Source organism: Shewanella sp. 5S214 (genome assembly GCF_041439795.1).
Classification (GTDB): Bacteria; Pseudomonadota; Gammaproteobacteria; order Enterobacterales; family Shewanellaceae; genus Shewanella; species Shewanella vesiculosa.
Genome location: NZ_JBGOOV010000010.1, coordinates 147146 through 160013 on the forward strand (window position 1 = coordinate 147146; position 12868 = coordinate 160013).

At 39.6% G+C, this 12868-nt stretch carries 12 protein-coding genes; 8 read left to right on the plus strand and 4 right to left on the minus strand.

What is annotated here, in order from left to right:
* Positions 1–351: 351 nt before the first annotated feature.
* On the plus strand, positions 352–2343 hold the full coding sequence (locus ACED29_RS09110) for a methyl-accepting chemotaxis protein (RefSeq protein WP_124015479.1): 1992 nt from the start codon (positions 352–354) through the stop codon (positions 2341–2343).
* 208 nt (positions 2344–2551) lie between these two features.
* On the opposite strand, the gene ACED29_RS09115 is transcribed toward ACED29_RS09110, so the two are convergent.
* Positions 2552–2800 carry a DUF3297 family protein gene (locus tag ACED29_RS09115; protein ID WP_124015478.1) on the minus strand — a complete coding sequence of 83 codons (249 nt, stop codon included), beginning with the start codon at positions 2798–2800 and terminating at the stop codon, positions 2552–2554.
* Positions 2801–3357: 557 nt separating this feature from the next.
* Between ACED29_RS09115 and ACED29_RS09120 the strand changes: the two genes are divergently transcribed.
* The 3 genes from ACED29_RS09120 to ACED29_RS09130 are packed head-to-tail and all read left to right on the plus strand — an operon-like array spanning position 3358 to position 6198.
* Complete coding sequence (locus ACED29_RS09120) at positions 3358–4485, plus strand: DUF2157 domain-containing protein (RefSeq protein WP_371697504.1); 1128 nt, start codon at positions 3358–3360, stop codon at positions 4483–4485.
* A complete protein-coding gene (locus ACED29_RS09125) occupies positions 4478–5671 on the plus strand; it encodes a DUF4401 domain-containing protein (RefSeq protein WP_371697505.1) in 1194 nt (397 codons plus the stop codon). The genes ACED29_RS09120 and ACED29_RS09125 overlap by 8 nt, the downstream gene beginning before the upstream one ends.
* Positions 5671–6198, plus strand: coding sequence for a GDYXXLXY domain-containing protein (locus ACED29_RS09130; protein WP_371697506.1), 528 nt, complete (start codon positions 5671–5673; stop codon positions 6196–6198). The genes ACED29_RS09125 and ACED29_RS09130 overlap by 1 nt, the downstream gene beginning before the upstream one ends.
* Positions 6199–6285: 87 nt before the next feature.
* On the opposite strand, the gene ACED29_RS09135 is transcribed toward ACED29_RS09130, so the two are convergent.
* Both ACED29_RS09135 and ACED29_RS09140 read right to left on the minus strand, forming a co-directional pair.
* Positions 6286–6897: a hypothetical protein gene (locus tag ACED29_RS09135; RefSeq protein ID WP_371697507.1), complete on the minus strand. Its 612-nt coding sequence runs from the start codon at positions 6895–6897 to the stop codon at positions 6286–6288.
* A 488-nt stretch (positions 6898–7385) separates the two neighbouring features.
* Positions 7386–7784 carry a hypothetical protein gene (locus ACED29_RS09140; RefSeq protein ID WP_371697508.1) on the minus strand — a complete coding sequence of 133 codons (399 nt, stop codon included), beginning with the start codon at positions 7782–7784 and terminating at the stop codon, positions 7386–7388.
* A 415-nt stretch (positions 7785–8199) separates the two neighbouring features.
* Between ACED29_RS09140 and ACED29_RS09145 the strand changes: the two genes are divergently transcribed.
* The gene (locus tag ACED29_RS09145) at positions 8200–8388 is read left to right on the plus strand and encodes a hypothetical protein (RefSeq protein WP_371697509.1); all 189 of its coding nucleotides are present in this window, start codon (positions 8200–8202) and stop codon (positions 8386–8388) included.
* 496 nt (positions 8389–8884) lie between these two features.
* On the opposite strand, the gene ACED29_RS09150 is transcribed toward ACED29_RS09145, so the two are convergent.
* Entirely contained in the window at positions 8885–9634 is a 750-nt protein-coding gene (locus ACED29_RS09150) for a putative porin (RefSeq protein WP_182697555.1), read from the minus strand.
* A gap of 629 nt (positions 9635–10263) precedes the next feature.
* Here ACED29_RS09150 and ACED29_RS09155 point away from each other — a divergent pair.
* The 3 genes from ACED29_RS09155 to ACED29_RS09165 form a co-directional block, all read left to right on the plus strand.
* Positions 10264–11457 (plus strand): serine hydrolase domain-containing protein, encoded by a 1194-nt coding sequence (locus ACED29_RS09155; protein ID WP_371697510.1) that lies wholly within the window; start codon positions 10264–10266, stop codon positions 11455–11457.
* Positions 11458–11793: 336 nt separating this feature from the next.
* Positions 11794–12231: a DUF6795 domain-containing protein gene (locus ACED29_RS09160; RefSeq protein ID WP_182755126.1), complete on the plus strand. Its 438-nt coding sequence runs from the start codon at positions 11794–11796 to the stop codon at positions 12229–12231.
* Between the two features lie 165 nt (positions 12232–12396).
* On the plus strand, positions 12397–12868 hold a 472-nt coding region (locus tag ACED29_RS09165), incomplete at its 3' end, for a lipase family protein (protein ID WP_371697511.1).

Sequence of the window (12868 nt, forward strand, 5' to 3'; positions counted from 1 at the left end):
CCGACGATCTAATGCTTTCGAGGCGACGTTTACTCAACCTTTACTACTGCAATCTGCTACAACATCTGTCCGCTCTTTGCCATTAAACACCATCCCCATCTCAAATCTCAAATTCAAAAATTACAGCCACATGATGCGGCTTAGTGGCTTAACGCTAAGGCAACCACAACGGCTAAATATGCACTAAAAGCAACACACCCTTGGCAAGGTTGACTCAAGCGTGGCAGTTGTCGATGACGATATAACAATAAATGTAAAAAATAGTAACTAAAGTATTAACATAAAACCAACAACCTAGACTAAAGTTAAAGTAACATTCGGTTCAGCGAGCTCGCGCAGGGTAACCCTTTTATGGAAAAGCAAACGTTATTAATTGCACAAAAAGCAAAGTATCTTAGTGTGGGCTTATTAGTCACAGTGATTATGCTTATTTATATCGTAATGCAGACCTTAGCATTACCGGTAATTCAAAAAGAAGTTGAAAAGAAAGAATTACTGCGTATTTCAGCCAGTGTCAACGAGGTTAGAATTGAACTAAGCAAAGGTTCGGTGCTAACCCAAAGCTTAGCCTCATTAGCAGAAACCTTACCCTTAGACGAGCAGCAATTTAGCGCGTTATTTCCCAAAATTATTGACCAATTTGGCAATGGCAATATCGCTGGTGGTGGTATTTGGCCAGAACCTAATGCGTTTAGCTCTGGTGTGGCATTAAAGTCCTTTTTTTGGGCACGCAATGCTTCAGGGCAATTAGACAAAATTGATGATTACAATAAGCCTGACGGTCCAGGCTATCACAATGAAGCTTGGTATATCGCTGGGCGTTCACTTAAAACCGGACAGTGTGGTTGGTCTGAAGCTTATGAAGACCCTGTCAGTGGCACTGCTATGGTGACCTGTACTGTCGCGATCAATCGAGCAGGTAAGTTTTGGGGCGTCGCAACCGTTGATTTAATGCTAGCGGGTTTAGATAAATTATTTAAGCGCCAAAACCAAGAATCAGGCGGTTTTAATTTTGTATTGGGCCAAAACAATCAAATAATCAGCTTTCCAAGTATTCGCTCATCATCACTTGATATGAAAAAATTCAGTGAGGTCGCCGCCCAAGATAGCAGCCTTCAACCGCTGTTGAGCGCAATCAACAGCGGCCAGACCATTATCCACTTACCAGAGGGCGTAGTGGAAGACAGTGGTTCTATGTTGGCAATAATGGACATGGCCGAAGAAGGCATGAAAATTGGTATTGTTTTGCCTGATCCCATTATCCAAAAACCTATCAGCGACTTAAGCTTTAGTTTATATGCGACGCTCATTCCCATGCTGCTGTTCTTTGTTGGTATTCTAATTTTTAATGCTAACAAAGTGATGCAATGGGTCAATGAGACCACTGCGCAAATTCGCATGTTAATCAGTGGCGGTTCTGCTGCAACTCTCAAGATAGATCGCTATGATGAAATAGGTAAATTAAAACAAGCGGTTAATCAATATAGTGAACATCTCAAAGGCTTGCTTGGACAAATAGCAAACGAAGCGGTAGAAGCCAAAGATAGAGCCAAACAGCTCAATGAAATGTCTTCTATGCTAAAACAACGGGCTGAATCACAACTCACAGAAAACCACATGCTTGCAGCGGCCATCACTGAAATGTCTGCCAGCGCTGCCGAAGTGGCACGAAACACAAAATCAACATCAGAAACCGTCGACGAATCCCAAGGGCTTATTCAACGGCGCATGGTTGATGTCGAAGAAAACAGCAAAGCTAACCAAGAGCTGTCACAAGTACTCCAAAAAACAGCCGATATTATTAATCGCCTTGCTTCTGACTCCCAGCAAATGGGAACCATGTTAGATGTGATTAAGAGTATTTCAGAGCAAACCAATTTGTTAGCATTGAATGCAGCTATTGAAGCCGCTAGAGCGGGTGAACAAGGGCGCGGATTTGCGGTGGTTGCCGATGAAGTAAGAACCCTCGCAGGCCGCTCTCAAGAGTCAGCCAGTAAGATTGAAGCGATGATCGCGCAGCTGCAAACATCGGCTAGTCAGGGCGTGAACATCATCGTCAGTTCACAGTCCTTATCCGTAGAATCTTTAGCTCGATCAGAAAAAGTAATTGCAGGGTTTAACGAAATTATTGAAGTATTTAGTGACATCAGTAGCAGTACCTCGCATATCGCGATGGCCGCCAGTGAACAATCAAGCGTATCGGGCGAAATTAACCAACTAGCCGAAAACATTAGAGTCAGTAATGACTTAAATGCTAAAGATGCGCTTGAATTAGCGAATGTCAGTAGTTCGTCTTCAGAGTTATCAAATCGTTTATATGACTTGAGTAAAGGTTATGCTTAGCCATAAAGAGTGTTAAGCAACTGTGTTTTTGAGCATGAGTAAACGAGTCAACATATACTCAGGTAATGGGCTTTAACACAGCACCAAGCTATGGAATAGAAGCCATCGCCGCGGTAAAACATAGCTACGGCGCCTAACAAAAAAGCGAACCTTGTCAGGTTCGCTTTTTTACACAGTGAATAAATAGGCTCAGAGATAATGCTCAGTTCTACTTATAGAACGCTTCAACCTTGCCTTTTACTGTCATCGTAAGCGGTTGGCCGCGACGATCTAATGCTTTGTGCGAGGCAACTTTTACCCAACCTTCGCTGATGCAATATTCTTCAACATCATTACGCTCTTTGCCATTAAGTAAAATACCAATCTCGTGTTCGAAAACGGCTTCCACATGATGTGGGCTACGTGGATTAACGCTAAGGCGATCAGGTAAAGCAGGTTTAGCTGTAGTGTCGTTCATTGTCTTGTGCTGTAGTTAATAAAACGTGCGCTATTGTAGGCAATACCAGCCTGATGCTCAATAGCGACTGCTATAAATGTGAGTCGCCACTAAAAGATACTAATATAAATGATGTCTCATCAATGGCTTAAAAACGGATTTAATCAGTAACCTCATGCACATCAGCGCAGTGTTACATCACGGCAGGTAACGCATATCAGGTATAAAAGCTATTACTGCCATTTTGTTGCCTACTCCAGAGACCAAGCGCTGGCAGCTGTGATGATATTAATAGCAAAATCAGTATCGTATCGGAAAATAGTCGTTGATAGCCGCAATCAATATCGGTTACTGTCTACACAACACTCGCGATGCCATCTGTCAGGCAAGAGTCCCAGTTTAAGCTCTCATGATAAGGGCTAATATTAATGAAAAGTACTCAGCAGATGAGCTATGTTTAAAACGCTGTTTGATTTTTCCATAGCTTTAAATTGCATATCAATAACGTGAGCTTGAATTAGAGTTAGTACGAGCAAACTTGGACGGCTATTGATTCAGAAAAAGGATAACGAACAAGGATGATTGAAAAACGTTCACACATATGGCAATGGTTTTTAGACAACAAAATCGAGCCCACAAACCTTAAAGCTGCAATGTTAGTAGCTTATCCACACCCAAACACAGAAAATTGGCAGCAATTAATTGCCAATATATTACTCTATCTTGGGGTATTGCTACTTAGCGCTGGGATGATATTTTTCATGGCGTTCAATTGGGACGCACTAGCTCACCTGAGTAAATTTGCCATAGTCGAAGGGTTATTTGCTCTGTTTATTAGTGGGTTTTATCTGATTAACCGCATGCAAAAAAAGCAGCATTCACCGCAAAACCCTCTTAAACAACAGAGCCAAAATGTTTATGGCTGGAGCTTGCCCAATGCCATGTTACTCGGTGCCAGCATCATGCTTGGGGCATTACTAGCCCTAGTGGGACAAACATACCAAACTGGCGCAGATCCTTGGCAACTATTTGCTATTTGGGCAGTGTTAATTTTACCCTTTGCCTACATCGCAGGCTTTGATCTGTTGTGGTTACTGCTGGTGGTCTTAATCAATATAAGCCAAGGACTATATTTTCAATCCTTTGCTTCTGTGTTTAGTTTTTTACAGGAAGACATCCAACAAATCGCTATTTTTGGCGTAACGAACTTAGTCATCCACCTAGCATTTACCATAGCTAAACGCTGTAAATGGCCTGGCCAATTACGCTTTAACTGCCCAATGGTTGAAAAAAGCAGTTTACTTGCTAGCGTAAGTGCATTTACCTGGCTAATCATTTGGGTCATTTTTGACTTAAACTATCAGTATGAAGCCAGTGAACATGCTGTTTATTATGCGCTACTTTACCTACTCACCCTGACTAGCTTATTTATATGGTACCGTTATCGCGCCCCCGCCTTATATCCACTTGCCCTGGTATTAACCAGCATCAGCGCTGCTATTGTGTCACTACTTTCAAGAGCACTATTAGAATCTAACGACTCAATAGCGAGTTTTTTTCTGATTGCTATGGTAGTCGTAGGTGTAACCAGCGGCAGCTTATATTGGCTAAAAAAATGGCAGAAACAGTTCAGCGAAATGGCAAGTCTTGAGCATAAAGACGCGAGCAATAGTGATGTTAAAAGTGAGGTAGCCGCCGATGAGTAACCTCAACGCTAGGGCATTATGGCAAACGCTGGTTAATCACCAACTGGTAAACACTAATACAACACCAGAAACCACACTCGCCAGCCCTTGGTACATTATTGCCATGCAAATTATTGGCGGCTGGGTTGCGGCGCTGTTTTTATTGGCCTGTGTGCTAGTCAGTGGATCCATCATTGGCGATATCGACCAATCGTTTATCGGCCTTGGTGCCGCACTAAGTCTAAGCTGTTTAGTTTATTACCGTCTGCGCGCCAATCGGCAAGAGTTTATTCTGCAGATGGTATTTGCATTTAGCTTAAGCGGACAAATAATGTGGCTTTTGGGGATTTACGAATGGCTAGAATCTAGTCATGAGACCCTGATTGCACTTATTTACCTGGTCACATTTATGATTCACTGGATTATCATTCCTCATAAAACCAACCAATTTGTGGCTGCATTAGCCATGGTGCCTAGCTTTTTGGCTATCTTAGTGATTAACCAGGTCACGCTATTAATATTGCCATTATTGCTGCTGAGTTTAGTGCTTATCTGGTCGCACGTTTATCGATGGCCGCAGTATTATCAGCGTCTTAGAATGTTAGGTTATGCTATTGCTATTAATTTGCTCCTCGCCAATTTCATGTTATCTGATATGGGCGATATCATAGAAAGACCCAGCGTATTAATGGCATTTAACTCCAGCATCAGTGACTATTTGGCCATCGCAATAAGCTTGCTATCTATGCTATGGCTGATTAATCACATTGTTAACCTGCTCCATTCCACTACCGATAGCTATACCAATCGAGTTGTTACTGTGCGTCCTCGCAACAAGTTGATGGTGATCCTCGCGACAATATTAATCGGCCTACTTTCCATCGTCATGAGCGGATTAAGCGCCGCAGTATTGATGCTCCTGCTGGGCTATTTTTACAACGAACGAAAATTAGTCATCATTTCGGTATGTGCCCTACTCGCCTTTATCGGCATGTATTATTACTCACTCCATATCGACTTGTTTGATAAATCTCTGTGGTTAATGGCCAGCGGCATAGTATTACTAATCCTCAGATTTGCCATAAGTAAAAATGCTAGCGGTAAGCGTAAAAATAAGCCTAATAATATCACTGAAAATGGGGCTGAAATGAGCGCTATGGTTGAAAGCGGTCAAGTGAACAGACCACTTAATAAGGAGCAAGCATAATGACCTCGAATAACATGGGGGCGCTCAATCCACGTCAGCTGAGTAAGCGGTCACTTTGGGCTATTATTGCAGCAGTGGTGATACTTGCCCTGATTAACTACAAAATCTATCAACAAGAACAGCTGTTAGCTAATGGCGAAATAATCCTGTTCAAACTGGCCCCCGTCGATCCACGCTCCCTAATGCAAGGCGACTATATGGAGCTAAATTATGATATTGCGACTGCGATCAGCTGGTCAGTCGAGCAAGACTCCGATAACCATGATGGCTTTATGATTGTCACTCTCGACCACAATCGCATTGCCCAATTCGACAGCATTTATCGTGGCGCGGTATTAACACCCGCCCAGCGACTGGTTCAGTACCGCATTCGTGACGGCAGAGTAAAACTTGCCGGTAACGCATTTTTCTTTGAAGAAGGCCGAGCAGAGGAATTTGCACAAGCAAAATATAGCGAATGTAGAGTCAATCAAGCAGGACAATTGCTCGTCAGTAATCTGCTCGATAAGGATTTTAAGCGGATTTAAGCGATAGCGAGTTGCTGATGAAATATATTAATATAAGGTATGCTAAAAATTGATACTTTAACTCTGCCCCTCTCGGAGCGCCATAGATTAAACTGCATCACTAAGTAATTGGATCTGACATTGATCTATTATTTGATTGACGATATCGATTGCTATATCAGTGGCTAATAGGTCATATTCATCAGAAGTTGGTGCCTGCGGTGATATAAGTAATGTAATAGTAAATAATTCTTCATCGGTCGCCATTGACCAAAAACCGAATAATGTCTGACTATTGAGCACGCTTGGGAATTCTGCCGCCCAAAAGGTTAATTTGGTATTATGTTGGATCCAAGAACCATTCTGTGTATATATTAATCTGACATCATAGAAAAGCTCTTCTTCCAATATTCTTCCGTATTCGATATAAGCATTTTCCATAACTTCAAATCTGGAGATTTCTTTTGCAGGTTTATTTAGCAATATGGACTTATGTTCGGGTCTAATCACACCAACCGTAGCGCTTATAATCTGATTTTTATGTTCAAATTGGAAATTATACTTAATATCATGATCATACTCTGATTGATTGCTGACAATATCTGTGTCTGCAATGACTAATATCTTACAAGTCATCGTAGATAGAGCACTAGTATAAGCGTTAGCCGAAAAAAACAAGCCCATAAATAAAATAAATTTATATTTCAAAACATTATGCACCAGAACCCATCCCTTACGACTTTTCTGAGAGCGACATAGAAAACAACACTACCATAAATAGAGGTATTCCACTCAAAGTGACTATTGCAACTTTGAATATAGAACTAACATTGAGAAAATCTAAAGATATTATTGAAAATACTGAAATGGAGAAAAGATTCAAACACAAAGTGAAGCAGAAAATAGATTTATCAAAAAAATTAATTTTCTGTTTTAGTTTTAATTTCTTTATTATAGAAACGGAATGAACACAGACTAAGAATAAAGAAAATAAATAAGCTATTATCCAAAATATCAATTAAAGATCCTCAACATTCAATAAGCCTCTACGTAAGAGCTCTTTTTTAGCTAACGTCATATCACTATCACTCAGTATCTTCATTGTGCTTGCTAGAATCATTACAATGATTGTGCTCCTACCTAAAGCTCTTACAGAACTTTTTGTAATATTTAAACCTGTTTTTTTTGATAACGAAGATACCATCGATTCACTGACAGCACCTCCAGAAGCCTCTAGAGCAAAACCACTTATCCCTAATGCCTGCCACTGAAAAAATACTACTAGCTAAAAAACTCACCTCTAGTTTAGGTTCAACTGTGAAGAACCAAGTACCAATAAAATCACTTACAGTTTTATTACGTTGGAAGTAATCTCTTAATTCAGAGTTAGATGCACACCACTTGTTCCAGTTCGGATTAGCTATATTTTGAGACAGTAAAGCCTGAATCGAATTGAGGAACTGAGGATTATTTAGGCTATTTGCCATCGGTAAAATTTTATTTTTTTCAGGTCTACTTAATTGACGATAGAGTAATACTCCAATTAATATCGGAAGTATTTTTTCGCTATTACTTCGAATATAAGTTGAATATTGATCAAGTTCCATTAACTTAGCTAAGTAAATAACAGGTTCATGTGCAGCATCTTCAAGCTTATAATTACGATCTGTAAATAGTCCACTTTTAACTTTCCATGTTCTAAAAATTCATCAATAGAGAGTAACCAACTTCTATGTAAAAATCAAATCCTTTTAAAACAACAACATAACCTTATAAGTAATTAGTTAAACTTAAATAAATTGAACATTTTATATTATATTGGGTATGTTCTTTAGCTATTTTTTGTAGAATAAGTGAGCTGAATCATAAGGAAACACACTTTAATTAGAATTTCGACGGCACGAGTCGTTGTGAACTTTTTGTGAGACGAACCATTTAGATACTTTCCTATACCCTAGTTTCGCTTAGTCATTTAGCCCCAGATTCTAATCTTCGGGTACATCAAGTCGATAGTTAGATAGCATGAATGATTCAACACTAAAAGCGATTCAAGAAGACTACAAAGACAGCTTCATTCGTAAAAACAAAGTATCACAGGCCTACTTAACTGTTCTAGAGGATACCGCTACAATAAAAAATGCCGCTAAAGATGTTGGTTTTACTATATCTGTGCCATTTAATGCCAGTGTGGTAATGCCATATAAGCGATGACAGATGTAAATACCTTTAGTTTACTTTAGCGTTTTAGGAACCAATTTGACGCAGAGTAAAGCTATAAGTCGCCTGTTGATATGTTAGTTAATAAAGCAGACCAACTTGACATAACGGTGCCAGAAATGACCGTTTTAGTTGGTGGATTACGCGTACTTGATTTAACTACAAAGGGCTAAACCACGCAGTGTTCACAAGCACACTGGACACCTTAAACAAAGTCAAAACCTGGATTCCGGCTCAAATGCATTACCGGAATGACAAGGATGTAAGTATTAGCAGAATGACAAGGATGTAAGCATTGCCGGGATGCGTAATCCTAAACGTGGCCCAAATGACTTAATGCTTAATGCTTAATGCTTAATGCTTAATGCTTTGCATACGGATGAAAAAAAAATAACCAAACAATAAAAAAGGAGCCTAAAAGGCTCCTTAATTTTTATATTAATCATCAATGTATATCAACAATTACATATCAATCATTTCTAACTAGCGCTTAGAAACGACCAACAACACCCACACCAACAAACAAACCGTCTACGTCAGAATCAAGTACTTTTCCTAGCTCAAATGTAGCTGAAAAAGCATCTGACATACGTAACCAATAAGCTGTTTTGGCGGTAAAGTTATCGTCTGAACCGTTATCGTCATAACCTAAACCAACAGACCATGATTTAGTTACATACCAATCTGCATTAACGTTGAAAATATCGTCAGCATCGGTATGAGTCCACTTAGCACCTAAATCAACACCAGTAGTGTTTTTTAGATCGATAAAGCTTCGAACTTCAAGACCGTAGATTGAATCAATATCACTACCATCAACATAGAATGCAGCAACTTTTGAGCTGTCGTTGAAGTAGTAACCAAGATCAAGTTGATAAGTGTCAGTATCAAAACTACCAACATCATAACGTTCGATTTTAGCGCCAACAAACCACTTTGAATCGAAAACATAAGTGCCATCAACAGAGAAAATATCAAGGTCGATATCATCTTGCATTTTATAGCTAGCACCAACATTGGTAGATTGTGCTAAAAAGCCATTTAATGCATATGGACCTTTTTCTTGTGATACAGAGTCAAGATAGAAACGGTAGTTAAGGTCCCATAGACCATCACCGAATTCTTCAGTATTAGCAGAATATCCTAAACCCGCTTCGTGGTGAAATGGTGCATCTTGTGCAGCCATAGCTGGTAAAGCCACAAAACCTAATACTAGTGCTAATGCAGTAACGTTTTTCATCAATCATTCCTTTATTTGATTATTTTACGCTAGGAGGTTCAAGCAGATATAAAGCATGGATAAATCATCAAAAGTGGGGGTTATCCATTAACTCAAATGTAGCCTAACCTTACCGTCGGGCTAACCTGCTTTCCTAGCGGCGCATACTCTAAAGTAATGAAGGGCTAAAATAAACAAACAAAATGAAGTTATTGATATTTTTCAACAAAATACATCACACATAATGTATTACGCGCTGCCAACACCTACTTTAGCAATAGAGAAAAACGTAACAAAATCGTCAACCGAACGTTAATTTAAAACACACAGTAAATAATATCATCAATAACCACTAGGATAATCAAACAAAACTTGGACACAACCGCGATTTTAGCTCTGCAACCAAGCGCTGTAATTACGGAGCAAATTGAACAGCTGTGTCTAAATAGAAATAGACAGCAGCAATTTAAATTGCTGCAACTCGGTGAGGATATTATTTCTACAGATTCTGGGGATTAACATTACGATCTATTGCATGGTTCACATCACGTTCAAGGGCGACAACGGCCTGCTTGTTAAGTATTTGATTTATTTCGATGATCGCTATAGGTTATTGTCATTACATCAATTTTATCTATCTGGAAACGTCAATGTCGACTGTGTTTAAGTTCATCAAAGCTGTCTTATTAAGCATTTTTATTATTGTCATCATCCTTGTCGCGTTTAATTGGCAAAGCGTTACTCGCTTATACAGCGTAGTCAGCTTATTTGATGAGGCACTCGTGGTAGATAATTTTTCCAATATGAAGAATGTCTTTTTTAACAAAAAAATCGTCAAACAAGGCGTTCCCTATGTGTTCGACGTCGACTTAGCCGCCTTACCTGAATCATTTCGTTATAGAGGTCACGTCACTAACACTGATGATTTTCTCACTCGTAGGGCAACAACAGCATTACTGGTACTTAAAGACGACAACATAACCTTTGAGCAATATTTTCTCGGCACGAAAAGTGATGACAAACGCATCTCGTGGTCAATGGCCAAATCATTTGTATCGATATTGTTCGGTATGCAGGTTGATGCTGGCAAGATTGATATCGAAAAAACCGTCGGCTTTTATCTGCCCGAGCTTGCCACATCTGGTTATGGTAATGTCAAAGTGAAACACGTACTGCAAATGTCATCTGGAGTTAAGTGGAACGAAGACTACCTAGACTTCTACTCTGACATTAATAAAATGGGCCGGGTACTGGCGATTGGCGGCTCGTTAGATCAAATGACCAGCGAACTGGTTAATGAGTCAGCTCCAGGCAAAGCATTTCATTATGTAAGCATGGATACCCACGTTATTGGCATGATACTCAGGCGAGTGAGCGGTAAATCATTAGTCGAGCTTTTACAGCAAAATATTTGGAACACCATTGGCATGGAAAGCGATGCCTATTGGCTTACCGACTCCCAGGGCACAGCCTTTGCCTTAGGCGGCTTAAATGTTACTACCCGCGACTACGCCCGCTTTGGCCGCTTATTACTGAACAATGGCGCATTTAATGGTAAGCAAATCGTGTCAGCAGCCTGGATTAAAGCCGCCACCACACCACAAGCTGATTACCTACAACCTCAAGTCGGCAAATTAGGTTATGGCTATCAAATCTGGCTACCGCCAGAAGCCGAACAAGGTGAATTTTTCTGTGTCGGCGTATACGGGCAATATATTTATGTAAACCAAAAACACGATGTAGTGATCGTTAAAAACAGCGCCGATTTGGGCTTTCTTGATGAGTTGAATTCAAAACAAGAAACCATCGCGTTTTTCCGTGAAATTGTAGCGTCATTGCAATAAACATGGTCACTGACTTACCCACGGTTCATTTAAGTGGTTAAGGCTAAAGCTGCATTTTTCAACCAACAAAAAAGCGACCATTCGGTCGCTTTTTGTTTTACAGTGATTTAAATTTGCTAGGCCGTCAGTGAGAGAACGTCTGCTCAACCTCTACTAGCTTCAGCAATCACCTGACATGTTAAATACGCCAAAACTAACTATTCAGAAACCAAAAAAATCATTAAGTGCATATAAATAAAGGAGTTTTAAATCTATTGTTTATTCTTTACCCGCAAATAGTTTACTTCTTAAATATGGGTATTATTATCATTATCTTTATTTGCAAGGAGCAGAAATATGCTAGGAATGCTTAAGAAACATACTGTTGAATTATGCCCAGAAGTTTCAGGAAAAATAACAAACAATGGCATCCCTATTAAAGAGCTACTCATAGAACGTAGCCTAACCTATGCAGATGAAGAATATTCAGATAACTGTATGACTAACGCTGAAGGTGAATTTAGTTTTACAGCAAAAGCTATCAAATCACGCTTACCTGGTAATATTTTACATGAACCTGTTGTTAGGCAAGTTTTAGAGTTTACGTTGGATGGCAATGATAGCGAAACTTATATCTGGGCCACAAATCAACATAACATTACCTGTCCTGATGTTTGCAAGTCACACTTAAGTAATCTAAATCCAGATATATGCAATGACGAAGAGGTGTTTGAATTAGTCAATGTGGAGGCACCTGAATACCCCCTAATTGTTAGATCTATTTGTTCACTTTAAATTTTAAGGATGAAATTATGGGAACCTTATCACCGAATATGGTAGTAGAACTTTCTACTGTCGCATATGCAGTGCAAAAAACACAAAAAAACAAAGAGATTCGATTTCGATGTAAGTAAAAATTTAGCAAATCACTTCAATTTTAATTCGTTTTCAAAGCCTGTCATGGGCACCTCTGGTGGCTTTGTAGCCAAAGCAAAAAATCAACAAACTGGGTTCGCCCTAATAGGACAAGGGCAAAGCGAACAATATAAGGATGATATTGTCATTGCGGTTCGCGGGACTAATTTTGCCAGTTTAAATGATTTATCAACCGATGCTCGCGCTTCCACAAGTTCTACTGAACGTGGTGCTTTAGTACATGCAGGTTTTAATTCCGTTTTTGAGTCAATGAAAAAAGAGCTATTGCCATATATAAACATGCTTCCAGCAAATGCAACACTTCATTGTGTTGGTCACAGTTTAGGCGGAGCTATAGCGGCATTGATTGCTGACTGGGCAAAGCAAAAAATTCTTAATGTTAAACTATATAGCATTGGTGCGCCTAAAGTTGGCTTTGCCGATTTTGCGCTTAAGCACACTAATTCTCTGGGGCAGGAAAATATATTTCGTTGTACCAAGGGTTGCGATCCTGTCC

Excerpts from the sequence above, each read along its gene's own strand:
- ACED29_RS09110 (WP_124015479.1), top strand. The coding sequence starts at position 352 with ATGGAAAAGCAAACGTTATTAATTGCACAAAAAGCAAAGTATCTTAGT.
- ACED29_RS09115 (WP_124015478.1), bottom strand. The coding sequence starts at position 2,800 with ATGAACGACACTACAGCTAAACCTGCTTTACCTGATCGCCTTAGCGTT.
- ACED29_RS09120 (WP_371697504.1), top strand. The coding sequence starts at position 3,358 with ATGATTGAAAAACGTTCACACATATGGCAATGGTTTTTAGACAACAAA.
- ACED29_RS09125 (WP_371697505.1), top strand. The coding sequence starts at position 4,478 with ATGAGTAACCTCAACGCTAGGGCATTATGGCAAACGCTGGTTAATCAC.
- ACED29_RS09130 (WP_371697506.1), top strand. The coding sequence starts at position 5,671 with ATGACCTCGAATAACATGGGGGCGCTCAATCCACGTCAGCTGAGTAAG.
- ACED29_RS09140 (WP_371697508.1), bottom strand. The coding sequence starts at position 7,784 with ATGGAACTTGATCAATATTCAACTTATATTCGAAGTAATAGCGAAAAA.
- ACED29_RS09145 (WP_371697509.1), top strand. The coding sequence starts at position 8,200 with ATGAATGATTCAACACTAAAAGCGATTCAAGAAGACTACAAAGACAGC.
- ACED29_RS09150 (WP_182697555.1), bottom strand. The coding sequence starts at position 9,634 with ATGAAAAACGTTACTGCATTAGCACTAGTATTAGGTTTTGTGGCTTTA.
- ACED29_RS09155 (WP_371697510.1), top strand. The coding sequence starts at position 10,264 with ATGTCGACTGTGTTTAAGTTCATCAAAGCTGTCTTATTAAGCATTTTT.
- ACED29_RS09160 (WP_182755126.1), top strand. The coding sequence starts at position 11,794 with ATGCTAGGAATGCTTAAGAAACATACTGTTGAATTATGCCCAGAAGTT.